Source organism: Actinacidiphila glaucinigra, from assembly GCF_900188405.1.
Lineage (GTDB): Bacteria > Actinomycetota > Actinomycetes > Streptomycetales > Streptomycetaceae > Actinacidiphila > Actinacidiphila glaucinigra.
In genome coordinates this window covers 1-23891 of sequence record NZ_FZOF01000019.1, presented here as the reverse complement: position 1 = coordinate 23891, position 23891 = coordinate 1, and the positions used below count along the sequence as shown (strand labels likewise).

At 69.8% G+C, this 23891-nt stretch carries 19 protein-coding genes; 9 read left to right on the top strand and 10 right to left on the bottom strand.

Features of this window, described 5'->3' with window-relative positions; translation table 11 throughout:
• The first annotated feature begins 1630 nt into the window (after nt 1-1630).
• Nucleotides 1631-1906: a hypothetical protein gene (locus CHF15_RS29120; RefSeq protein ID WP_089226880.1), complete on the top strand. Its 276-nt coding sequence runs from the start codon at nt 1631-1633 to the stop codon at nt 1904-1906.
• 103 nt (nt 1907-2009) lie between these two features.
• Nucleotides 2010-2729, top strand: coding sequence for a hypothetical protein (locus CHF15_RS29115; protein WP_089226879.1), 720 nt, complete (start codon nt 2010-2012; stop codon nt 2727-2729).
• A 936-nt stretch (nt 2730-3665) separates the two neighbouring features.
• Here the strand turns inward: CHF15_RS29115 and CHF15_RS44500 are convergent.
• Nucleotides 3666-4205, bottom strand: a complete 540-nt coding sequence (locus CHF15_RS44500) for a hypothetical protein (RefSeq protein WP_143681654.1) — start codon at nt 4203-4205, stop codon at nt 3666-3668.
• A gap of 354 nt (nt 4206-4559) precedes the next feature.
• Nucleotides 4560-5054 carry a hypothetical protein gene (locus tag CHF15_RS29100; RefSeq protein ID WP_143681653.1) on the bottom strand — a complete coding sequence of 165 codons (495 nt, stop codon included), beginning with the start codon at nt 5052-5054 and terminating at the stop codon, nt 4560-4562.
• A 425-nt stretch (nt 5055-5479) separates the two neighbouring features.
• Between CHF15_RS29100 and CHF15_RS29090 the strand changes: the two genes are divergently transcribed.
• Nucleotides 5480-5701 carry a GntR family transcriptional regulator gene (locus CHF15_RS29090; RefSeq protein ID WP_089226874.1) on the top strand — a complete coding sequence of 74 codons (222 nt, stop codon included), beginning with the start codon at nt 5480-5482 and terminating at the stop codon, nt 5699-5701.
• A gap of 300 nt (nt 5702-6001) precedes the next feature.
• Here CHF15_RS29090 and CHF15_RS29085 read toward each other — a convergent pair whose 3' ends face one another.
• The 3 genes from CHF15_RS29085 to CHF15_RS29075 form a co-directional block, all read right to left on the bottom strand.
• Nucleotides 6002-7423 carry an APC family permease gene (locus tag CHF15_RS29085; RefSeq protein WP_089226873.1) on the bottom strand — a complete coding sequence of 474 codons (1422 nt, stop codon included), beginning with the start codon at nt 7421-7423 and terminating at the stop codon, nt 6002-6004.
• Between the two features lie 215 nt (nt 7424-7638).
• Complete coding sequence (locus CHF15_RS29080) at nt 7639-8082, bottom strand: pyridoxamine 5'-phosphate oxidase family protein (protein ID WP_089226872.1); 444 nt, start codon at nt 8080-8082, stop codon at nt 7639-7641.
• An 82-nt stretch (nt 8083-8164) separates the two neighbouring features.
• Entirely contained in the window at nt 8165-8563 is a 399-nt protein-coding gene (locus tag CHF15_RS29075; RefSeq protein WP_245939087.1) for a RidA family protein, read from the bottom strand.
• Nucleotides 8564-8762: 199 nt separating this feature from the next.
• On the opposite strand from CHF15_RS29075, the gene CHF15_RS29070 reads away from it, so the two are divergent.
• Nucleotides 8763-9026: a GlsB/YeaQ/YmgE family stress response membrane protein gene (locus CHF15_RS29070; RefSeq protein WP_089226871.1), complete on the top strand. Its 264-nt coding sequence runs from the start codon at nt 8763-8765 to the stop codon at nt 9024-9026.
• Here CHF15_RS29070 and CHF15_RS29065 read toward each other — a convergent pair.
• Entirely contained in the window at nt 8992-10419 is a 1428-nt protein-coding gene (locus CHF15_RS29065; protein ID WP_089226870.1) for a hypothetical protein, read from the bottom strand. The genes CHF15_RS29070 and CHF15_RS29065 overlap by 35 nt on opposite strands.
• A gap of 3 nt (nt 10420-10422) precedes the next feature.
• Nucleotides 10423-10671, bottom strand: a complete 249-nt coding sequence (locus CHF15_RS29060) for a hypothetical protein (protein WP_089226869.1) — start codon at nt 10669-10671, stop codon at nt 10423-10425.
• A 40-nt stretch (nt 10672-10711) separates the two neighbouring features.
• Here CHF15_RS29060 and holA point away from each other — a divergent pair, with 40 nt between their 5' ends.
• Complete coding sequence (gene holA / locus CHF15_RS29055; protein WP_089226868.1) at nt 10712-11695, top strand: DNA polymerase III subunit delta; 984 nt, start codon at nt 10712-10714, stop codon at nt 11693-11695.
• A gap of 184 nt (nt 11696-11879) precedes the next feature.
• Here holA and rpsT read toward each other — a convergent pair whose 3' ends face one another.
• Nucleotides 11880-12146, bottom strand: coding sequence for a 30S ribosomal protein S20 (rpsT, locus tag CHF15_RS29050; protein ID WP_018556617.1), 267 nt, complete (start codon nt 12144-12146; stop codon nt 11880-11882).
• A gap of 235 nt (nt 12147-12381) precedes the next feature.
• On the opposite strand from rpsT, the gene lepA reads away from it, so the two are divergent.
• The 3 genes from lepA to CHF15_RS29035 all read left to right on the top strand — a co-directional run bounded on the left by lepA (nt 12382) and on the right by CHF15_RS29035 (nt 16819).
• Nucleotides 12382-14247: a translation elongation factor 4 gene (lepA, locus tag CHF15_RS29045; protein ID WP_089226867.1), complete on the top strand. Its 1866-nt coding sequence runs from the start codon at nt 12382-12384 to the stop codon at nt 14245-14247.
• A gap of 202 nt (nt 14248-14449) precedes the next feature.
• Nucleotides 14450-14707 carry a hypothetical protein gene (locus CHF15_RS29040; RefSeq protein WP_018556619.1) on the top strand — a complete coding sequence of 86 codons (258 nt, stop codon included), beginning with the start codon at nt 14450-14452 and terminating at the stop codon, nt 14705-14707.
• 234 nt (nt 14708-14941) lie between these two features.
• On the top strand, nt 14942-16819 hold the full coding sequence (locus CHF15_RS29035) for an AMP-dependent synthetase/ligase (RefSeq protein WP_089226866.1): 1878 nt from the start codon (nt 14942-14944) through the stop codon (nt 16817-16819).
• Between the two features lie 14 nt (nt 16820-16833).
• Here the strand turns inward: CHF15_RS29035 and CHF15_RS29030 are convergent, their stop codons facing one another.
• Nucleotides 16834-17373, bottom strand: coding sequence for a response regulator (locus CHF15_RS29030; RefSeq protein WP_245939098.1), 540 nt, complete (start codon nt 17371-17373; stop codon nt 16834-16836).
• A 56-nt stretch (nt 17374-17429) separates the two neighbouring features.
• A complete protein-coding gene (locus tag CHF15_RS29025) occupies nt 17430-21506 on the bottom strand; it encodes a HAMP domain-containing protein (protein WP_245939097.1) in 4077 nt (1358 codons plus the stop codon).
• A 239-nt stretch (nt 21507-21745) separates the two neighbouring features.
• Between CHF15_RS29025 and CHF15_RS29020 the strand changes: the two genes are divergently transcribed.
• Nucleotides 21746-23569, top strand: coding sequence for a SpoIIE family protein phosphatase (locus CHF15_RS29020; RefSeq protein ID WP_089226864.1), 1824 nt, complete (start codon nt 21746-21748; stop codon nt 23567-23569).
• Nucleotides 23570-23891: the final 322 nt, after the last annotated feature.

The window sequence follows — 23891 nt, the reverse complement described above, 5'->3', positions numbered from 1 at the left end:
CTCATCACGCTACTGCGCGTAGCCGAAGCCGTGCTGTGGGATCTCGGCAACGTATCCCCTGAAGTGGTCGACGCACACCAGCGGATTGCAGCCGGTCTGCGCGCTGTAGACGCAGCCGAGACCTGCCCACAGTGCGGGAAGAGCCTGCAACAGCGCGGTACGGGGCGACCTAAGACGTACTGCGGTGCGACCTGCCGTTCGGCTGCCTACCGGGCTCATCGGGCCGACTGAGACAGCGGAGCAGGTGCCTACTTTCTGTTAGCTGTTTCTTTTTTAGGTACTACAAATACACATCCAGACTCCCTATGGGCCCTTAAGGAAAACCAAGAGCCTGTACGGACTCCCGAAAAGGGGAACGCACGTGTGGACCGACGGCGCAGACCGCTGTGAGCGCTGGGGATGCGAAAAGACTGTTCATGGGGACTCCCGATACTGCTCCCCCGGATGTCGCGCCGGCGACTGGCGGGATACCCAGCGCGGAACGCTGCGCGATGAAGTGGACTGCGAACTGTGCGGCTCACCGTTCTTCCCGCGCTACGGGAACCAGCGGATATGCGACTACAACAGTGGGCAGGCAGACACGACTTGCAAGGGACTACAGGATGAGCTGATGGACGCGCGGGAAGAACTTCATGAAGAGCGCATGCGCGCTGTCTGTGAGCGTGACGGGTGCGCTGATCCGGTTTTCAGCCCCGGTCGTGGTCGTCCGCGGCGGTTCTGTTCTCCGCGTTGCAAGACCGCGCACTACCGGGCAGCGAAGCGGAGCTAGCTTCCGGCTACCGAGCCTTCGACTCCCTAGTTACAGGGTGAGGCAAGCAATCGACTCGCTAGTTACTTGGTGAGAGGTGATTTCGCCTCACGCGGACGGGCAGCACCCGTAGATGTCCGCACCTTAAGCCCCCGCGCGTGGGAGTGCCGCTTAGCCGCACGCATACGCGCATCTGACGGCCGTACCGGTCGAGCAAGAACAGTGGACTGCTGCCCCGCTGCTCGTGCTCCCGGTGCGGCCGTTTTTGTTTTTGGCAGCAATCCAAAGGATTTTTCGCATGCCTACTTATCAAGCTGTGCACCGCCGTTTGCGTACCCAGCGCGGACCCGCCAGACACCGCCCGTGCGCATGGTGTGGCAGGAACGCCAACGCTTGGGCGTATCAACACAACGGCGGTGATGACGAGTTGCGCAACCCTGCCGGCGCGCCGTACTGCGCAGACCTTTCGCGATACAAGCCGATGTGTCACGGCTGTCATCACACGCTTGATCGGCTGATGCGCATTGACGACGAGTATCGCTACTTGCGCATCCTCGTGCGCAGCGCGGAGAGGTACATGACTACCTCGCCTGAGCGTCGGGAGCGTGACCGCGTGATTCGCCTGGCGCGTGTGGCTGCCGCTGCTGCCTATGCGGAGTCATGCACGCGGCCTACTCACGGTGAGTGGGTTGCGTCGCTGCGCCTTGCGCCCGGGGAGGCTGTGCGAGGTACGACGCTATACGCGCGTTACCGCACGTGGTGCGCATGCAACGACGTGAAGCCGCTGGGCAAGCTCACGTTTTATCGGTGGCTTTCCGACGAGCACGGCTTCGTCAAGAGCCCCGGGGTTGTGCTGGCCGCGCCATGCTGAGGAGACAGCAAATGGACACATACGAAATTGTCAAGGCGTTCGTAGACCTCAACACCGAGCGCGTATCCCAGCACCGCTGGACAAAGTTTGACTTGCTTCACCGTGCTGTGACGGCGTACAACGCGCGCTTTGGTCTCGGCAGACTCCGCGACGATGAAGAGTTCGCGGCCGCTTTCCGTGCGCTGGGGCACGAGGTGGCTTGGATTGAGCACGAGCGCCAGGGAATTGTACGTGCCGTATTCGGCTTGAACGCCATCCGCGGAGATTGGACACCGCCAGCGCGCTGAGACGCGCATTAAAGCTCCCTAGGAACCGTTCCTAGGATTACCGCGGGGAGCCAAACCCCGCAGAACGGATAGTGACATGCAAGCCCCTAACCCCGCTGATCTCATGGCTGAAGCCACCGAGCTGGGCCCGGTCGTCGCCACCGCCCGGACCGTCGTTACCGTCGAAACGCGCGGTCTCAACACTGGGCAGGCCAGCGCCATGGCGGATGAGCTTGTGCAGGCTGCCCGCAAGGCGCGCACCACGCTTGCCGACGTGACTAAGTACCCGGAGGGTCGCCGTGCGCGGGCTGACGAGATCATCGCTGACGCGCAGACCAGCTACAACGAATGGCGCGCGCGTGTCGAGACCATTGAACTCGTGTACCTCGCGGAGCTGCGCGCGGAGCTTTTCAAGGCACCCACGGGCACTGCCGGGCTGATCGCTCGGCAGGACGCTGAGCAGTTCCTCCGCCGGCGCGACATCCCGCTGCAGGCTGTGTTCCAGAATCTTGTCCGTGCCGGTGGAGACGTTGCGCAGCTTGCCGTGTCCCCTTGGCTGGAGATCGTCGCTGCCAGCCGCAACGCGGACGCCAAGGAACTGCGCAAGATCGCCGAAGCGGAGTACATGCGGCGAAACGCTGGCGCGGAGAAGCTGACTTCCGCGCCGATCCAGTACGCCAAGATCCGCGCGGCCATGGCTGCTATCGCGCGTGAGTGCCTGGGAGTCAACGCGTCTGCGTTCGCTAAGCGTGCCCTGTACTGGGGCAACAATGAGGCGATCAAGGATGCGGAGATCGACGCTCTGCGGGCTCAGCTTGTCCGGCAGCAGGAGAAGCAGCAGTAGCCGTCTGTCGGTGGGGTCGCTTGGCACAGCGCGTGCTGAGCGGCCCTTTCGGCGTACCCGGGCATACCCAGCGGACGGACACAGCCGACTGCCCCCGACCTGCCGGGGGATCAGGCGACTGACCGTGCTGACGCCGATCGCTCGACCGTCACGCACGGTGCCCAGGGGGTGGGGGACCACCTGCTAGGGGGTGGGGACGATGAACGCGGGGGAGGGCGCTGTCCGGTTTGCCCAGTTCAAACACCCTGATGTGACGTGCGACACACGCACGCACTGTTACCGCCGGCAGGAGGTGATCGGCCATGGCACGCGGAGGCGCATGAGCCCGTTCGGGGCCGGTGTCGATTAGCGCCTACCTAGGCTGCCATCGTCGTCCAATGCCGCTTGCGCCCGAAGGGCAAAATCGTCTATCGCTCGGTTGACTTTCCTGGCAAGGGCTACAACGTCCCTACGGAAACTTCGCTGGAGTCGCTTACCGTCGATTAGAGCGTCTGCAGTTTGCGTCAAGTGGGCGAGCAGGGAGATGCGGGCTGCGAGTTTGTTGCCTAGACGGTCGATTTTTATGGCTTCCTGGCTGACTCGACGCGGACCAGCCAAAGCTACGTCCGTCGCACTCTTTTTGAGCCGCGCCGCCGCTTCGCTGATTGAGTCGGCCGCTTCTTCGCCGAGATCATCGGGTATGAGCTCACGATGGGTGTAAGACATAGATTCGACACGGAACGATGAAGTCACGGAAATGAATTCCTTGTAGATCTCAAGACGGGGTTCTCGCCTCTCCCTTCGATGCTCTGCGCGGGCAGCGATGCGCGCCCCCTCTCGCTGTGCCCAACCCGTGGCCAGCGCTGCGCCTATCGTCGCTACCGAACCCGCAAGTGCCCCTAGTACGGCGGCTGTCCCAGCGTCCATGTCCGGCATGGTGCCGTAGGGACGCCAGGCTCACAAGGCGGCATCCGCGTCGCCAGCGATCACAGCGTGCGCATCCTGCGTGAACGCGCTCAGCTGCCCGCTGAATTGCTGCATTGCGGATGTGTTCTCAGCAAACCAGTCTTCCCGCTCCTGAAAAAGCTCTACCCCTATCCCCTGGAGCTGTGTCACGGTTCGGTTGGCCTGCCTGTACATCTGCTCGGGACCTACGAGCGCGATCAGTGCCACGACGCTTGTGGCCGCTTGTATGGAAGCCAAGTGCTCTTGCACAAGCGGGTTTGCGACGTCGTGGCGTGGTGGCGAGCCATCACCAGCCATCCGCGCCCGTCGGATAGCGAGCAGAGCATCTCTGGTTCTATAGCAAGCATCAATAAGCGCTCCGTACGCCTTCTGCCGCTCCTGCCGTAGCCAGTTGCGGTGCTCCGCTCCTTCCTGATCTCGCACTTGCTTGCGCGCCGAACGGGCAGCGACGAGTGCGCCCCCGAGTGAGCCAAGCAGGGTGCCAGCGATGCCGAATGCTGCCGCGATGACTGCGGCGCTGCCTTCATCCATGGTCGGCATGGTGCCGCAACTGGGCTTGTGCTGAGGTGGATTGCCTCAGCCGGCTGGCCGCGTGAACGAGTGAGCCCCGCAATGATCAGCCTTCAGGCCGGTCGGTGCGGGGCTCTCTTGCGTTGTCAGCCTGCCTGCCGCCATCGGTTACCGGGCACACACGTGACACACGCGCACGGAGGCCATACCTGCGAAGCCATCGGAGGCAGGTGATCGGTCTGCGTCGTCTCCACGGTCCGGCCGAAGGTGCGCCCGCTGTCGTGGCTCACCCGGAGCGTCATCAGCGCACGGGGCTCGGCAAGCTCAGCCAACAGCGACGCGACGACTTCCGGCCACGGGGCGTGCTCCCACATGTCACCCACCAGTGGGCTCCGCGGGCTCGTCCTCCGTGCTGTCGTCGGTACGCATCCCGTCAAGGCGCATACCGCGCGACACAGCGACCCGCAGCACGTCCACGAGCGAGGTGGACGCGGCAGTGAGCAGCACGCGGGACGGTTCGTTGATGAGCCGCGTCGTCTTGCTCAAGTCGAGCAGTTCCGTGATCTTCGACAGCACATCTGCTGCGCGTTCGATCTGCGCGTGCTCAGTCTCGTCGGCAAGGCGCGCGATCAGACCGCTCGGATTGTCGTCTGGCGTGTACGCGGGCTTCCCGTTCAGTTCAGTCCACGGGAGCAGTCGCAGCCCGGCGATTCCTTCGCTCATGCCGCGCGCCGGGGTTCGGGCCCATGTGTGGCACGCGTCGTTCACGTGGTCGCCACTGTGGTCAGCCGGAAGGTTGCAGGCCCCGTACCGCCAGCTGTCAGCGGGCGCGTCGGGAAGGTTGCCGCAAGGCTTTGCCGCAGCGTTCATGCCGCACTCTCCCGCGCGTAGTCCTGCCCCATGGCTGCCAGCGCGAGAGCACGGCGCCGTTCCCGCTGTCGTCGCGCTTCCTCGGCACGTTCGTGGTGGACGAGATACCGGGGCACGAGCGGCAGGCTGTCGGCGTCGAACACTGTCGCTGGGCGCGGAGAACGGTGGGCGGGTAGCGCGCTGCGGACGCGTCGGACCCGCTGTGCCGGCTGCGGTGCTGCTGCGCGACGACGACCATGAGCGGGCAAGAGCCACGCGACGAGCGCAGCGATAAGGTTCCACATAGCCGAAGCTCCAATCTTCGGTTAGCCCCAGGTGTTGACCCTGCCCGGTCACCCTGGGGCGTTTTATTCGCCGGTTCGAGACTAGCTGACTAGTGCACTACTGCGATAGCCGAACAGCGGACTAGTGCCCACGCTGAGTACATGGATCTTGACCGCTCCGTTCCCTTCGCCCCTCAGGTTGCCGACGATCTACGGCGCCGGCTCGACGCTGGGGAGTGGCAGCGCGGAGAGCGGTTCCCGGGCACCGTGGCGCTGAGCGCGGAGTACGACATAAGCCAATCGACAGCCGTGCGCGCGGTCGGAGTGCTCGTGGCCGAAGGCAGGCTGCGGAAGGTGATCCCGCGCGGGTTCTTCGTGGTGTGAGCGCATCGCGATGATGGGTTGACGCGCCGGCCAATGTGCTAGAACTGCAAGTCACAAGCCTTCGGAAACCCGTACGGGCACCCGTCCCCCCGCACCCTCGCCGCGCTGCGCGCCCAGGGCACCACCGTGCTGCGCACCGACCGGGACGGGCCGGTCGCCGTCCTGGGCGACCGGGAGGGACTGCGGGCGGCCGCGGCCGGTCCGCCGCCCGCCGCGGAGCGGGCCGGGCGGGGACGGCGAAGGGCCCGCACCGGTGCACGACCGGTACGGGCCCCACGGGTGCCGGGGACGGGCGGCGGCTCAGACGTTCTCCAGGCCCATCTCCTCCTCGGGCACGGAGATCACCCAGCGGGTGCTCTGCCGCGGCCGGAGGTAGCAGAGCCAGTAGGCGAGCGAGGCGGCGACGATCACACCGGTGATCACCAGGTCCGTCGCGGTCTGCTGGGTCAGCACGTACGCCAGCACGACGACCAGCAGCAGCGGCACCGCGGGCCACAGCGGCATGCGCCAGGCCGCGCGCTCCTTGTGCCCGCCGCGGCGCGAGCCGAGGGCCGCGAGCGCGACGACGATGTACATCGCGGCGACGGCGACACCGGTGACGCCGCTCAGCGTCTCCACCGGTACGAAGCAGAGCACGGCGCCGGGCACGCCCACCGCGAGCGTCGCGATCCACGGGGCGCCGAACCGCTTGCTCAGCGTGCCGAAGGCCCTGTTGACCGGGGCCGGCCAGGCGCGGTCCCGCGCGGAGGCGTACAGCACCCGGGAGTTCTGGATGACCATCACGATGCCCGCGTTGATGATGGCCAGCGCGATGCAGAGGCTGATGAAGGTGCCGACCGCAGAGTTGCTCCAGCCCTGTACGAGCGCGGAGAGGTCGCCGGCCATCAGGGAGTTCATGTCGGGCGCGCCCAGCGTGATCGCGATCGTCGGCACTATCACCACGACGGCGCCGATGCCGAGCGTCCACAGCACGGTCCGCGAGACCGTGCGCCGCGGGTTCTCCATCTCCTCGGACAGGTACACGGCCGTGCTGAAGCCCTGCAGCACGAAGAGCGCGATCGCCAGGCCCGCGATGATCGTCCCCGCCGTGACGGCCGTGCTCACCCCGTGCCCGGCCTCGGTCACCGGGTGGATCAGCACCGAGGCCGGCCGCGAGCTGTGGGAGAAGCCGAGGAAGGCCACCACCGCCGCCGCGACGACCTCCAGGACCAGGAAGATGCCGGTGATCCAGGCGTTGGCCCGCAGGTCCAGCAGACCCATGACGGTGGCGAGCAGCATGACGGCGGCGCCCGCGATCTTCGGGTCGATCTGCATGATCGGCGCCAGGTACTCACCCGTGCCGAGCGCGATGATCGGCGGCACGATCATCACGACGATCAGGGACAGTACGAACACGATCCATCCGGCCAGCCTCCCGATGAGCGTGCCGACCATGGCGTACTCGCCGCCCGCGCTCGGTATCAGCGTGCCGAGTTCCGAATAGCAGAACGCCACCGCGACGCAGAGGACCGCGGCGACCACGATCGTCAGCGCCGTCCCGGTTCCCAGGTCGGCGAAGAGCGGGGGCACGATGACGAAGAGCGAGGAGGCGGGCGTCAGGCACGACAGCGTCAGAAGCGTTCCGCCGACCACGCCGATCGACCTCTTGAGCGACTTGGGCGCCTCGATGGGCGGGGCGAGCGGCGAGTGCGGGGCCGTCGGCGGGTGGAGCGTGTCGGTCATGCGCGCATCCGATCGGGTCGGGCTTGAGGGGGCTACCGCCTCCGGTCCAGGGAAACACGGAACGGAATATTCACTTCCGTTTCCGAGGATGAAACCGCGCCCGTCAAGCCCCCGTCAAGAGTCTCCGGACAACGAAATCCGAAGATCCACTGCCTCATGTGCGACGTAAAACCGGCAACTTAAGGCAGCCCGCTGTGCATATCAGTGCTCGGAGATCAGAATAGCCACACCCCTTCCTTCATCAGGTCCCGGTCTCGCATCTCGGTCACCGTCCCCCAGGCCTGCACCCATTGCGGCCGGACCGCGTAGAACGCGTAGGAAGGTCCGTCACCGCGGGGATCCCACACGGCCTTCGCCGCGAAGGCGTCGCCGACGCCGTGCGGCAGCCGCGCGAACTCCACGACCCGTGCGGTGCCGTCGATGAGCACCAGATCCCGGGTGTGCCCCAGGCTCAGCCGCACCCGTCCCGATGCCTCCAGGTTCCGCCCGGTGGGATTCGTCCTCCGGGTGGCGAGCCACAACTCCTGCCCGTCCCACCAGAACGACAGCGGGACCAGGCACGGCGCGCCCTCCCCGTCCGCCGTCGCCACCCACACGTCCTCGTCGTCCCTGAGCCGGACCATCGCCCCGGCGTGCCGCTCGCGCAGTGTTAGAGTCATACGGCGAAGCTATCCGGGCCCCGCGTGATCGTCGCGGGTTTCCCAGGACCGGCGCGAGGGACGCCTCCCCGCCCGGCGCGGGTCAGGGCACCACCGCCGTCGCGGTGACCTCCACCAACTGGCCGGTGTACCCGAGGCAGCCGACCCCGAGCAGCGTCGACGTGTGGGGCCCCTCGCCCAGCCCCGAGGCCCGTACGACCTCCCAGACCCGCGACAGGTCCGCGGGGTCGGCGCCCACGACGTAGACCGTGCTGGCCACGACGTGCTCCAGGCCGCTGCCCACGGCGCGCAGGGCCTTGTCGAGGTTGGCGACGACCTGGTGTGCCTGGGCGACCGGATCGCCGGGCCCCACCAGGGCGCCCTGGGCGTCCAGCGGTACGGAACCGGCCATGAAGGCGAGCCGCTGCCCGGCCTCGACGACCGCGGCGTGCGCGTAACCGGGCGGTGGGAACAGGGTCGGGACGATCGTGCGACGCACCACGGGGGCCTCCTGGCTCGAACCGGCTGACCCGGCGATCCTGCAGAACCGCCGCCGCCGGACGCATCCGGTTTTCGCACCCCGGTCCGCTCGCCGCGGCGAAGCCGGGAGTCCGCTGAGAAGTGCAACCGCCGTGTCACGGCTTGCCCATGGCTCCGTCTCGGCACGCATGAAGGGCGGAGGGCCGTGGCAGGTTGACGGCATGACCATCATCGGCTGGATCATTCTGGGCCTGATCGCGGGCGCCGTCGCGAAGATACTGCTCCCCGGCAAGGACCCGGGCGGAGTGGTCGGGACGACGCTGATCGGCATCGCGGGCGCGGTGGTGGGCGGCTGGATCTCGGCGAAGTTCCTCGACCACCCCATCACCAAGGACTTCTACGACCTGCCCACGTGGGGCGCGGCCATAGGCGGCGCGCTCGTCCTCCTGATCATCTACCGCATCCTGTTCGGCGATTCCCGCTGACCGCCGGCGCGGGCAGCAGCTGCACGTCCTCCCGGCGCACGGACAGCGCCTGCGAACGGTCCGGGTCCCACAGCCAGATCCAGTCCCCCGAGGCACCGAAGGACAGGACGGCGTGGCCGGCCGGCACCGGGCCGTTCTCCACGGGGACGGGGCCCCCGCCGACGGGCACCACGCACATCAGGGCGCCGCGCACCCCGAAGTACGCCGCCGGGGCGTGACCCCGGTGGACGGCGCTCGCCGCTTCCCGGGCGGCGCGGTCCGCGTCATGGACCCCGGTGAGGAGCGCGGTGGCCGCGAAGGCCGCCGAGAGCAGCACGGTGAGGGCGACCAGGGCGAGGCGGTTGTCGCCCTTGGCGATGTGCACGTGCCGCAGCCACCCCGCGACCGCCGTGAAGAACAGGACGAACCCCAGCGCGAGGCCGAGCGGTTCGGCGGCGGCCGCGTACGGCCACAGGTCCCCGGCGGAGCGGACGGAACCGGACGGGACGCCGAAGCGGTCGAGGTAGAACGCCTGCATCAGCCGGCCGAGCCAGGTCACCAGCGACCACCCCACCGGCAGGGCGAGCGGCACCAGCCAGACCGCGTTGCGTGAGAACCACGAGTCGCGCAGGGCGAAGTAGACCCCCGGCGCGCAGAAGAGGGCCGCCGCGGTCAGCGGCCACCACAGGAGTCCCCTGCCGTCGAGGGCCGTCCACCCCAGCACCGCCGCCGCGGCGACGGCCGCACCGGGCAGCACCCGCACCCGGGACGAGGCTCGGCGCCCCGCGGCGGCCGTCGCCTCCTCCTCCGTCTCCGGCGGTGCGGGCCGCAGTTCGTAGGCGTCGGAGGCGAAGGTGAGGCCGCCCAAGGGACGTTCCGTGAGCTCGCGCTCGACGGCCTCCCGGGTGAGCCCGCCCGGCAGCCGCAGCAGCCGGTGCGCGCCGCGCCCGCCGCACGCGGCCCACCACCGCGCGAGCCGGTCGCGCCACCCGGTGCCCGCGCCGGGACGCCGGATCACGCGGTACTCGGTCCGCGGGTCGTCCGGCCGCAGCAACAGCGCCGCGTCCCGGACCCACAGGGCGAGTTGGTGGGTCCTCGCCAGCCGCTCCACGGCCCCGCACGCCGCCTTCTCGGCCCGCCGGCGGGAGCCGCTCAGCCGAACCTCGACGACGAGCGCGACGCGGCCGCCGTCGGCCGTGGCCGGGGCGTCCTCACGGCCGGCGCGGCGCACCGCCCAGCCGCGTGCCTCCATCAGCCCCTGGGCGAGGGCGAGCTCGTCGGCCTGGTCGACGGCCTCGACCAGGAGACGTACGCGCTGGTTGAACGGGACGGCCGGGAGCGCCCCGGCCGTCCCGGGGCGTTCGGCCCCCGGCTCCTGCGAGCGACGGCGCTGTGCGGGGACCCGCAGCGGCACGGCCTAGTCCTCCTCCTCCAGCCAGCCCTCGAACTCCTCCGCCAATTCGTTCAGAGCGGTGGGGTCCAGTTCCTCGTCGTCGTCGTTGATGACGACGAGCCATTGGGCGTCCTCGGCGTCGTCCTCGCCCGCGAGGGCGTCACGGACGAGCTGGGGGCGGGCGGGTAGGTCGAAGCGCTCGGCGGCTTCGTCGGCGGCGTCCTCGGCGGCGTCGCGGTCGGGGAGGACGAGCACATGTCTGACGTCATTCACCGGGACATTGTGTCGGACCCGCGTGGGATGCTGGACCGCGATGGCCAGGAACAGTACGACAGACAGCCCGCTCGCCCCCCTGACGATCGCGGTGGGGCAGGAGGACCTGCTCCTCGACCGTGCGGTACGGGAGGTCGTGGAGGCGGCGCGCGCCGCCGACGCCGACACCGATGTGCGCGACCTCACTCCGGACGCCCTCCAGCCGGGCACGCTGGCGGAGCTCACCAGCCCGTCGCTGTTCGCCGAGCGCAAGGTCGTGGTCGTACGGAACGCACAGGATCTGTCCGCGGACACCGTCAAGGACGTCAAGGCCTACCTGGACGCCCCCGTCGAGGAGATCACGCTCGTCCTGCTGCACGCGGGCGGCGCCAAGGGCAAGGGTCTGCTGGACGCGGCGCGCAAGGCCGGTGCGCGCGAGGTGGCCTGCCCGAAGATGACCAAGCCCGCCGACCGGCTGGCCTTCGTCCGGCAGGAGTTCCGCACCCTGGGCCGGTCCGCGACCCCCGAGGCCTGCCAGGCCCTGGTGGACGCCATCGGCAGCGACCTGCGGGAGCTGGCGAGCGCCTGCGCCCAGCTCGCCGCCGACGTGGAGGGCGCGATCGACGCGGCGGTGGTGGCCCGTTACTACACCGGCCGGGCCGAGGCCACCGGCTTCGAGGTCGCCGACCTCGCGGTGACCGGCCGCGCCGCCGAGGCACTGGAGCGGCTGCGCTGGGCGATCGCGGTCGGCCAGCCGCTACCCGGCATCACCTTCGCGCTCGCCTCGGGTGTCCGGGCGATCGGCAAGCTCGCCTCCGCCCCGCGCGGGGCGCGCTCCGGTGACCTGGCCCGCGAGCTGGGCATGCCGCCGTGGAAGATCGACCGGGTACGCCAGCAGATGCGCGGCTGGTCCGCCGACGGCGTCTCCGCCGCTCTGCGCGCGGTCGCCGACGCCGACGCCGCGGTCAAGGGCGGTGGCGCGGACCCGGCCTACGCGCTGGAGAAGGCGGTCGTCGCCGTCGCGCGGGCCGCACGGACCCGCTGATCCCGCGGCGGACGGACCCGGTCATGCCGAAGGGCCCCGTACCGAGGAGGTAGGGGGCCCTTCGGAGGCCGCACCCGCGTGGCGAACGCAGGCCGCGTGCGGCCGGAACATCATGGGTGCCGGTGGAGGAGCGGGTGAGAGGGACCGCTGTGTCCGTCACCGGCGGGTACCGCTACGGGAAGGCTCAGCCCTGGAGGCCGGCCACCTTCAGCGCCAGCGCCGACTTCTTGTTGGCGGCCTGGTTCTTGTGGATGACGCCCTTGCTCACGGCCTTGTCGAGCTTCTTGGACGCGAGGCGCGCGGCCTCGGTGGCCTTCTCGACGTCGCCGGTGGCCACGGCCTCGCGGGTGCGACGGATGGCGGTCTTGAGCTCGGACTTGACGGCCTTGTTGCGCAGGCGCGCCTTCTCGTTGGTCTTGTTGCGCTTGATCTGGGACTTGATGTTCGCCACGAAAGAGCCTTTTCAGGTTTGATGATGGGGTCCGCGCCTCGGGTAGAGGGTCACGAGACGCGACTGCCCAGGTTAGCAGTCGGCCGCCGCGCCGCCCAAACCGGTGGCCGGTGGCGGGTCCCCCGGCCCGTCCCGCACCGCCCGGCACGGTCGTGGGCCCGGGCCATGGGACTATGGGAGCCATACGTATCGATCCGACCAGAGGCGACAGGCGCCTCAAGAGACAGGACCCTGCGTGCCCGCGACCCCTTCGAACGTGCCGGAGCCGAGCCGTACCGACCCGGCGCTGATCCGCAATTTCTGCATCATCGCGCACATCGACCACGGCAAGTCGACGCTCGCCGACCGCATGCTCCAGCTCACCGGTGTGGTGGACCAGCGGCAGATGCGCGCCCAATACCTCGACCGGATGGACATCGAGCGCGAGCGCGGTATCACGATCAAGTCCCAGGCGGTCCGGCTGCCCTGGGCGCCCACCGAGGGCGCAGGCCAGGGGAAGACCCACATCCTGAACATGATCGACACCCCGGGGCACGTGGACTTCACCTACGAGGTCTCCCGGTCGCTGGCGGCCTGTGAGGGCACGGTCCTGCTGGTCGACGCGGCGCAGGGCATCGAGGCGCAGACGCTGGCCAACCTCTACCTGGCGATGGAGAACGACCTCACCATCGTCCCGGTGCTGAACAAGATCGACCTGCCGGCCGCGCAGCCCGAGAAGTTCTCGGAGGAGCTGGCCAACCTCATCGGCTGCGACCCCTCCGACGTGCTGAAGGTCTCCGCCAAGACCGGCCTCGGCGTCGAGGCGCTGCTGGACCGCGTCGTGGAGACCGTCCCGGCCCCGGTCGGCGTCGCCGACGCGCCCGCCCGCGCGATGATCTTCGACTCGGTCTACGACTCATACCGCGGCGTCGTCACCTATGTCCGGGTCGTCGACGGTCAGCTCAGCAAGCGCGAGCGGATCAGGATGATGTCCACCGGCGCGACGCACGAGCTGCTGGAGATCGGCACCAACTCGCCCGAGATGCTGTCGGCCGACGGCCTCGGCGTCGGCGAGGTGGGCTACCTGATCACGGGTGTGAAGGACGTCCGCCAGTCCAAGGTCGGTGACACGATCACCCAGCAGACCAAGGGCGCCACCGAGGCCCTGGGCGGCTACAAGGACCCCAAGCCCATGGTGTTCTCGGGCCTGTACCCGCTGGACGGCTCCGACTACCCGGAGCTGCGCGACGCCCTGGACAAGCTGCAGCTCAACGACGCCGCGCTGGTCTACGAGCCGGAGACCTCCGCGGCCCTCGGCTTCGGTTTCCGCGTCGGCTTCCTCGGCCTGCTGCACCTGGACGTGATCCGCGAGCGGCTGGAGCGCGAGTTCGGGCTCGACCTGATCGCCACCGCGCCGAACGTGGTCTACCGGGTGGTGATGGAGGACGGCGCCGAGCACGTCGTCACCAACCCCAGCGAGTTCCCCGAAGGCAAGATCGCCGAGGTGTACGAGCCGGTGGTGCGGGCCACGATCCTGGCGCCCACGGAGTTCATCGGCGCGATCATGGAGCTCTGCCAGACCCGGCGCGGCTCGCTGCTCGGCATGGACTACCTCTCCGAGGACCGGGTGGAGATCCGCTACACCCTCCCGCTCGCCGAGATCGTGTTCGACTTCTTCGACCAGCTGAAGTCCAAGACCCGCGGTTATGCCTCCCTGGACTACGAGCCCACCGGTGAGCAGACGTCCAGCCTGGTCAAGGTCGACATCCTGCTGCACGGCGACAAGGTGGACGCCTTCTCGGCGATCACGCACAAGGACGCGGCGTACGCGTACGGGGTGCGGCTCGTCGCCAAGCTGCGCGAACTCATCCCGCGGCAGGCCTTCGAGGTGCCCATCCAGGCCGCCATCGGTTCGCGGGTGATCGCCCGCGAGACCATCCGCGCCATCCGCAAGGACGTCCTCGCCAAGTGCTACGGCGGTGACATCTCCCGCAAGCGGAAGCTGCTGGAGAAGCAGAAGGAGGGCAAGAAGCGGATGAAGATGGTCGGCTCCGTGGAGGTGCCGCAGGAGGCCTTCATCGCGGTGCTCTCCAGCGACGAGAACGCGGCCAAGAAGAAGTAGCCGCGGCGGGTCGGCCGAGGCGGTCCGACGCCGCGCACAGGAAGGGCGCTTGTCCGATTACCGGGCAGGCGCCCTTTCGTATGAGAGGTCCGGCATTCGGGTGATTGGCAAAAACCCCGGCCGGTGCGGTTTCTGCCGGGAGTCCACGACGTTACTCATCGTGACAGCGGCGAAAGGCGTCGCTGTGGAAGGGGAATGTGAAGTGAAGTACTCGAAGGCCGCGGCCGTCGTCGCCGGTTCCGTGATCGCGCTGGGCGCCGCCGGTGCCGCCGCGTCCCCCGCCTTCGCCGGGGAGGCCCTCCCGCTCGGCAACGGGCCGATGAAGATCCTGGACGCCAAGGACGAGGTCGCCAAGACCGGTCTGAAGGCGGTCACCGGCAAGACGGGCGAGCTGCTCGGCGGAGCGGGCAAGACCGGGGGCACCAAGGGCATGATCGGCGGGCTGCCCATCGGCGGCTGAGCGCCGCGCTCTCCGCGGTGCCGCCGGTGGGCGGCCGCAGCGGTGGCCGCAAGGCGGGCTCCCCGGATTCCGGGAGGGCCCGCCGTTATGTGTATGCACCATGTATTTGGTCGTCACGGTTGCATCGCGGTGGCCGCGGCCCCTTACCAAGCGGGCGCCGATTCCCTACTCTGATCACCACTCGGTAGTTACTCACGAGTCACCCAGCTAAGAGGCGGGCCCCCGGAGGTTGTCGTGACCGACACGCAGACTTTGATCGAGAACCGGCCGCCCTCCGTGGCGAGCCTGTTCCTGGAGCGCGTCGAGGCGACGCCCGATGCCGAGGCCTACCGCTTCCCGGTGGCGTCGGCGGACGGCGGTGCCGAGTCATGGAGGTCGCTCACCTGGAAGCAGGCCGCGGAACGGGTCCACGCCGTCGCCGCGGGCCTGATGGACCTGGGGGTGCGCCCCGAGGAGCGGGTGGCGATCGCCTCGGCCACCCGGGTCGAGTGGATCCTGGCCGACCTCGGCGTGCTCTGCGCCGGTGCGGCGACCACCACCGTCTACCCGAGCACCAACGCCGACGAGACGGCCTTCATCCTGGCCGACTCCGGCAGCCGGGTGCTGATCGCCGAGAACGCGGTGCAGCTCGCCAAGGCCGTCGAGCGCCGTGCCGAACTTCCCGACCTGGTCCACGTCGTGGTCGTCGACGCCGACGGCGCCGACCTCGGGGACGACGGGTGGGCGCTCTCGCTGGCCGAGCTGGAGCAGCGCGGCAAGGTCTACCTGGAGAAGAACCCCGAGGCCGTCCGCAAGGCCGTGGGCGAGATCACCAAGGACCAGCTGGCCACCCTCATCTACACCTCCGGCACGACCGGCCGCCCCAAGGGCGTCCGGCTGCCGCACGACTGCTGGGCGTACATGGCCAGGGCGATCCAGGCGAACGGCCTGCTGGAGGCGGACGACGTCCAGTACCTCTGGCTGCCGCTGGCGCACGTCTTCGGCAAGGTGCTCACCGCCGGGCACATCACCATCGGCCACGTGACCGCGGTCGACGGCCGCGTCGACAAGATCATCGAGAATCTGCCGGTCGTGCAGCCCACCTACATGGCCGCCGTTCCGCGCATCTTCGAGAAGGTCTACAACGGCGTCGCCGCCAAGGCCCGCGCCGGCGGCGGGGCCAAGTACCGGATCTTCAAGTGGGCCGCCGAGGTCGCCCGCGAGTACGCCAAGGTCACCCAGGACAACCGCCGCCGCACCGGCAACGCGAGCGCCCCCTTCGGGCTCACCGCCCAGCACGCCGTCGCCGACCGCCTGGTGTACGCCAAGCTCCGCGACGCCTTCGGCGGCAAGCTGCGCGCCTGCGTCTCCGGCTCCGCCGCCCTCTCCCCGGAGATCGGCTACTTCTTCTCCGGCGCCGGCATCCACATCCTGGAGGGCTACGGGCTGACCGAGTCCAGCGCCGCCAGCTTCGTCAACCCCGGCGAGGCCTACCGGACCGGCACGGTCGGCAAGCCGCTGCCCGGCACCGAGGTCCGCATCGCCGAGGACGGCGAGATCCTGCTGCGCGGCCCCGGCATCATGCAGGGCTACCACGGGCTGCCCGAGAAGACGTCCGAAGTGCTGGAGTCGGACGGCTGGTTCCACACCGGTGACATCGGGGAGCTGTCCGCGGACGGCTACCTCACCATCACCGACCGCAAGAAGGACATCATCAAGAACTCCAACGGCAAGTACATCGCGCCGGCCGCGGTCGAGGGCCAGTTCAAGGCGGCCTGCCCGTTCATCAGCAACGTCCTGGTGATCGGCGCCGACCGCAACTTCTGCACCGCCCTGTTCGCCCTCGACGAGCCCACGATCCTCGGCTGGGCGAAGGAGAACGGCCTGGCGGGCAGGCCGTACGCGGAGGTCGTCGGCTCCGAGCAGGTACGGGCCCTGATGGACGGCTATGTGCAGCGGGTCAACCAGGACCTGCAGCGCTGGCAGCAGATCAAGACCTTCCGCGTGCTGCCGCGCGACCTGGACGTCGAGCACGGCGACCTCACGCCGAGCCTGAAGCTCAAGCGGCCGGTCGTGGAGCGGGAGTTCAAGGAACTGATCGACGACATGTACGCCGGTACGCGGGAGGACTGAGCGGGCCGGGCGCCTCAGTCGCCCGTCCGGGGGCCCGGCAGGCCCACGCCGCGCAGCGCGCGTTCCAGCCGGGCCACGCGGTGGGCGAGCGCGGTGACGTCCGGGCGGCCGTCGGCGGCGAGTTGCCGCTCGACGGCCGCGAGGCGCTGCTCGACCGCCTCCAGCCGGTCCCGGTCGCGCTCCAGCAGTCCCCGCAACTGGCGTGACTTGTGGTGCAGTTCGAGGAAGACCGTCACCTTGGCGCGCAGCACCCAGGGGTCGAAGGGCTTGGTGAGGTAGTCCGCCGCGCCGGTGGCGTAGCCGCGGAAGGCGAAGGTGGTGTCCAGGTCGTTCCCGGTCAGGAAGATGATCGGGATGTCCTTGGTCTGGTCGAGGCGCTTGATGTTCGCGGCCGTCTCGAAGCCGTCCATGCCGGGCATCAGGACGTCGAGCAGCACCACCGCGAACTCCTGGCGCAGCAGTGCCTTCATCGCCTCCTCCCCGGAACGGGCGCGGACCAGCGGCTGGTCGAGGGTGCCGAGGATGGCCTCGAGGGCGACGAGGTTGTCCTCCATGTCGTCGACGAGGAGGATGCCCGCCTTCCCCGCGACCGTGCCGGTGGCGCCCGTGGTCACGACGCGGGCCTCGCGGGGTCGTCGGAGCCGCCCGGGCCGCCGGGGCCCGGACAGGCCCGTCCGTCGTCCCGCCCCGCCTCGGGGTCGAGCAGCAGGTGCGCCGCGTGCAGCAGGCGGTCCACGTCCACCGGTTTGGGCACGTAGTCGTTGGCGCCGCAGGCGATCGAGCGTTCGCGGTCGCCCGGCATCGCCTTCGCCGTCAGGGCGATGATCGGCAGCGCGGCGAAGCGCGGGGTGCGGCGGATGGCCTCGATCGTCTCGTAGCCGTCCATCTCGGGCATCATGATGTCCATCAGCACCAGGGCGACGTCGGGGTTCCGCTCCAGGGTCTCGATGCCCTCGCGGCCGTTCTCCGCGTACAGGACGGGCATCCCGATGCGGCCCAGGACGTGGGTGAGGGCGAAGACGTTGCGGATGTCGTCGTCGACGATGAGCACCCGATTGCCGGTCAGCACCCGGCCGGCGCGGCCGTCCCGCCACTCGTCGATCCGGTTCGAGGTGGGCCACGTGTCGTCCGGCGCGCCCGGGCCCGACGTCCGGGGACCGGTGTCGTACGTCTCGGCGGCGGGAGCCGGGCATCCCCCGGCCTCGCCGAGGGCGCCCGCGGGGCCGTGCTGCGGCTCCGGCTCGCCGGGGGCGCCGTGGCCCGCGTACACCGCCGGGACGTAGAGCGTGAAGGTGCTGCCCCGGCCGGGCTCGCTCTCGGCGACGATGCGGCCGCCGAGCAGCCCCGCGATCTCCCGGCTGATGGACAGGCCCAGCCCGGTGCCGCCGTACTTGCGGTTCGTGGTGCCGTCGGCCTGCTGGAAGGCCTCGAAGATCACCGGGAGCTTGTCGCCGGGGATGCCTATCCCCGTGTCCCGCACGGCGAAGGCGATCAGGTCGTCGGCGCCCTCGCAGCGTGACACCCGCAGCTCCACCCGCCCCTGGGAGGTGAACTTGATCGCGTTGGAGAGCAGGTTGCGCAGCACCTGCTGCAGCCGCTGCTCGTCCGAGAACATCTCGCGGGGCACGTCCTCGGCCACGGCGACGTCGAAGGCGAGTCCGCGGTCCAGGGTGATCGGCCGGAACGTGGCGTGCACATAGTCCAGCAGCTTGATCAGCGGCAGCTTCTTGGGGCGGAGGTCCATCCGGCCCGCCTCGATCTTGGAGAGGTCCAGGATGTCGTTGATCAGCTGCAGCAGGTCCGAGCCGGAGCGGTGGATCGTGGTGGCGAAGTGCACCTCCTGCTCCGACAAATGGGTGTCCGGGTTGTCCGCGAGCAGCCGGGCCAGGATCAGCAGCGAGTTGAGCGGGGTGCGCAGCTCGTGCGACATGTTGGCCAGGAACTCGGACTTGTACTGCGAGGAGGTGGCCAGCAGGGCCGCCTTCTCCTCCAGTTCGGCGTTGGAGCGCTGCAGCTCGCCCTGCTGCCGCTGGAGTTCGTCCGAGCGCTCCTGCAGTTGCTGGGCGAGCCGCTGGGACTCCGACAGCAGCGACTCCGTGCGGGAGTTGGCGATGATCGTGTTGATCGCCACGCCGATGGTGCTCACGAACTGGTCGAAGAAGGCCAGGTGGACGTCGGAGAAGCGGGAGAAGGAGGCCAGCTCGATGACGCCGAGCAGCTCGTCCTCGAAGAGGATGGGGATGATCACGACACTGGCCGGGGCGGCCTCGCCGAGGCCCGAGGTGATCGTGATGTAGTCGGGCGGCGCCTCCTCCACGAGGATGCGCTTCTTCTCCATCGCCGCCTGCCGCACCAGCCCGTGGCCGGGCATGCCCGGGGTGTCCACCGTGGCGCCCTGCGCCGAGCCGTACCCCGCGATGAAGGCCAGCCCGCGCGGGGCCCGCGGCTGGGCGGTGCCGCTGCGGTCGGCGTCGGTCTCGGCGAGGAAGAACGCCCCGTACTGGGCGTTCACCAGCGGGGTCAGTTCGCGCAGGATGAGGTCCGCGACCTCCATCAGGTCGCGGTGCCCCTGCATCAGGCCGGCCAGACGGGCCAGGTTGGACTCCAGCCAGTCCTTGGCGCGGGTGGTCTCGCGCAGGTTGGCCACCATCAGGTTGACGTTGTTCTTCAGCTCGGCGACCTCGCCCTGCGCCTCGACGGCGATGCTGCGCGACATGTCGCCCTGGGCGACGGCGGAGGCCACCTCGGCGATGGCCCGCACCTGGGTGGTGAGGTTGGACGCCAGCTCGTTCACGCCCGTCGTCAGCCGCTTCCACGTGCCGTACACGCCCTCCACCCGGGCCTGACCGCCCAGCTGGCCCTCGCTGCCGACCTCACGGGCGACCCGGGTCACCTCGGAGGAGAAGGACGACAGCGTGTCGACCATCGTGTTGATGGTCGTCTTCAGCTCCAGGATCTCGCCGCGCGCGTCGACGTCGATCTTCTTCGACAGGTCGCCCTGGGCGACGGCGGTGGCGACCTGGGCGATGTTCCTGACCTGTGAGGTCAGGTTGTCGGCCATGAAGTTGACGTTGTCGGTGAGGTCCTTCCAGACGCCGGAGACGCCGCGGACCTGAGCGCGGCCGCCGAGCCGGCCCTCGGTGCCGACCTCGCGGGCCACCCGGGTCACCTCGTCCGCGAAGCCGCGGAGCTGGTCGACCATCGTGTTGATGGTGTCCTTGAGCTCCAGGATCTCGCCGCGGGCGTCGACCGTGATCTTCTTCGACAGGTCGCCGTTCGCCACCGAGGTCGTCACCTGGGCGATGTTGCGGACCTGTGAGGTGAGGTTGGACGCCATGAAGTTGACGTTGTCGGTGAGGTCCTTCCAGACCCCGGACACGCCGCGGACCTGGGCCTGACCGCCGAGGTTGCCCTCGGTGCCGACCTCGCGCGCGACCCGGGTCACCTCGTCCGCGAAGGCCGAGAGCTGGTCCACCATCGTGTTGATGGTCGACTTGAGCTCCAGGATCTCGCCCTTGGCCTCCACGGTGATGGTCTTGCCGAGGTCGCCCTGGGCGACGGCGGTGGCGACCTGGGCGATGTTCCTGACCTGTGAGGTCAGGTTGTCGGCCATGAAGTTGACGTTGTCGGTGAGGTCCTTCCAGACCCCGGAGACGCCGCGGACCTGGGCGCGGCCGCCCAGTTGGCCCTCGGTGCCGACCTCGCGCGCGACCCGGGTCACCTCGTCCGCGAAGGCCGAGAGCTGGCCGACCATCGTGTTGATCGTCGACTTCAGCTGCAGGATCTCGCCCTGCGCGTCGACCGTGATCTTCTGCGAGAGGTCGCCGTTGGCGACCGCCGTCGTCACCTGGGCGATGTTGCGGACCTGTGAGGTGAGGTTGGACGCCATGAAGTTGACGTTGTCGGTGAGGTCCTTCCAGACCCCGAAGACGCCGCGGACCTGGGCGCGGCCGCCCAGCTGGCCCTCGGTGCCGACCTCGCGGGCCACCCGGGTCACCTCGTCCGCGAAGGCCGAGAGCTGGTCCACCATCGTGTTGACGGTGAGCTTGAGCTCCAGCAGCTCACCGGTCGCCTCGACCGTCACCTCGCGGGTCAGGTCGCCCCGCGCCACGGCCGTGGTCACCAGCGCGATGTCGCGGACCTGGGCGGTCAGCCGGGCCGCCATCGTGTTGACCGCCTCGGTCACGTCCCGCCAACTGCCGGACAGGCCACGCACCTTGGCGCGGCCGCCGAGCCGGCCTTCGGTGCCGACCTCGCGGGCCACCCGGGTCACCTCGCCGGTGAACAGCGAGAGCTGGTCCACCATGCGGTTGACCGCCCGGCCGAGCCGGCGCAGGTCCCCGCGCAGCGGCCGGCTGCCGTCGTGCAGGTCCACCCGCTGGGTCAAGTCCCCGTCCGCCACGGCGTCCAGCACACGGGTGGCGTTCGCCGCCGGGATGACGAGCGCGTCGATCAGGGAGTTCGCCGCCTGCACGCTCATCGCCCAGGAGCCCTGGCCCGGGCTCTCCGCGAGCCGCTCGTCCAGCCTGCCCCGGCGTACGACCTCCCGCTTGACCCGGCCGAGTTCGGCGGAGAAGTGCTGCTCGCGGGCGACGATCCGGTTGAACGTTCCGGCGAGTTCGGCCAGCACCCCCTCCGTCCCGTCGCCCAGCCGCACCCGGAAGTCGCCGTCGCACAGGGAGCGCATCGCCGTCAGCAGCGGCCGCAGTTCCGCCGCGCGTATCCACTCGCCGTCCGCAGGCGGGTCGGCGACACGCGGACGCCCGGGAGTCGCGGTTTTCGGGGCGGGAACAGCCGATTTAAGAGCCATGACGGCCTTCTTCGGTGACTCGGCGCTTATGAGCGCGCTCAGTCTGTCACGCTGGTCGTGCCGTTAAGGGCGCAATGCCGGATCTGCTCGGGAGCCGCACAGTGGGGCCAGATTCCATGCCACGGGAGTTCGTTTCCCGTACCAGCCTGCCCGGCAACCAGCTGGCGGCCTCCGCGGCAAGGAAGTTCGTCCGTGCCGCGCTGGCCGAGTGGACCACCGAGGAGCCCTGGCCGGCCGAGAGCATCGGTGACGACCTCGTGGACGACGCGGTGCTGCTCGTGAGCGAACTCGTCACGAACGCCGTCATCCACGCCGGCACCACCGTCGAGCTGCTCTGCCGGCTGGAGAGCACGGCGCCCGGCGGACGCGAGGAGGGCGGACTCGTCGTCGAGGTCTCCGACCACCACCCGGCCCGGGTCGTCCGCGACCGGGCCGAACTCGCCCGCGAGGGCCGCGACGGAGGGCGCGGACTGCAGCTGGTCTCCGCGCTCTCCGAGGAGTGGGGCATCACCTACCGGCGCGAACTCAAGACCATCTGGTGCCGGCTGGCCGCCGACCGCGAGCCCGCGGGGACGCTGCCGCCGGCCCCCGAGGCCGACCGCGCCCTGCTGCGCGGGCTGCGCGCCACCGAGATCCTCGCGCCGACGGCGCACCGCCTGCCGCGGCGGCACGACAGCGAGTGGATCAACCGCGGCTCGCTCTCCTTCCTCGCCGAGGCCTCCGACCTGCTCGCCGGGCAGCTCGACGAGGACATGGTCGCCTCGCTCGCCGGGCAGCTGCTCGTGCCCCGCCTCGCCGACTGGTGCGCCGTCTGGCTCTCCGGGGACGGTCCCGAGGGCAGCGAGCCGCGCCTCGCGCGCGTCTGGCACGCCTCGGAGAGCCGCATCGACGGGCTGCGCATGGTGCTGGAGAAGGAACCGCCGCCGCCCGCCTCCCGCGCCGGCGCCGTGCCCTGGCCGTGGCCCGCCACCGCCGAGGGCGCGGACGCGGTCGGCGCGGCGCTCGCCTGCCCCCTGGTCACCGGCGGCCGCTGGCACGGCACGCTGCTGCTCGGGCGCACCGGGCTGATGCGCTTCCCCGACGAGGTCATCGGCCTCATCGAGGACTTCGCGCGCCGCGTCGCCCTGGCGGTGGGCACGGCCCGCCAGTACACGCGCCAGGCCATGATCAGCCGGGTCCTGCAGCGCGGCCTGCTGCCCGCGGGGCTCGGCGCGGTGCCGGGCGTCGACACGGCCGTCGTCTACGAGCCCACGCGTGCCGATGTCGTCGGCGGCGACTTCTACGACCTCTTTCCCGCGGGCGGCGGCCGCTGGTGCTTCGCCCTCGGCGACGTCCAGGGCAATGGCCCCGAGGCCGCCGCGGTCACCGGCCTCGCCCGGCCCGTCATGCGGCTCCTCGCGCGCGAGGGGTACGGCGTCACGGAGGTCCTCGACCGGCTCAACCGCGCCCTCGCGGACGAGGCCGCGGCGGCCACGCTCGGTGACGCGCTCGGGCCGGGATGGGACACGGGACCGCGGTTCCTGTCCCTGCTGTACGGAGAGATCGTGCCGGAGGGGGCGGGGGAGGGGGCGCCGGGCGGCGCCCTGTGCACCTTGGCCAGTGCCGGGCACCCCCTTCCGCTCCTGCTCACAGGGGACGGCGCGGTACGGCCCGCCGCGGTGCCGCAGATACTGCTGGGGATCACGGACGACGCGCGGTACCGCAGCGAATCGTTCCGGCTGGCCCCCGGGGACACGTTGCTGTGCGTCACGGACGGGGTGACGGAGCGGCGCAACGGGAGCCGCCAGTTCGACGACGACGACGGGCTCGCGGCCGTGCTGGCGGCTTGCGCCGGGCTGGGGGCGGCGGGGGTGGCGGAGCGGATCCGGCGGGCGGTGCACGAGTACGACGTGGCGCCGCCGGATGATGATCTCGCGGTGCTTGTGCTTCAGGCCCAGTGAGGGGTGCTGCGCTGCGCTCGCGGTCGGGGGTGCCCCTTGCGGCCGGTTGTTGTGTGCGGGTCGTTTGCGCCTGCGGCGGGCGGTTCTCCCGCCCTCCCTCCCGATTGCCCCGGACGGTTGGTGCGGGCCTCGCGCGTGCGTGGTGGGCCGGGGTCGGGGCCTCCGGGGCTGGGCATTCTGTACCGCATATTTATGTGCATGGCGGGCGGTCCAGGTCGGGCCCCGGATGCCGCACAACAAATACACGTCAGCGTCCAGAACGCCCACCCTCCCCCAGCCTTCGGCCGGGGGTGCCCCCAACTCCCCCGCCCCCTCCGTATCG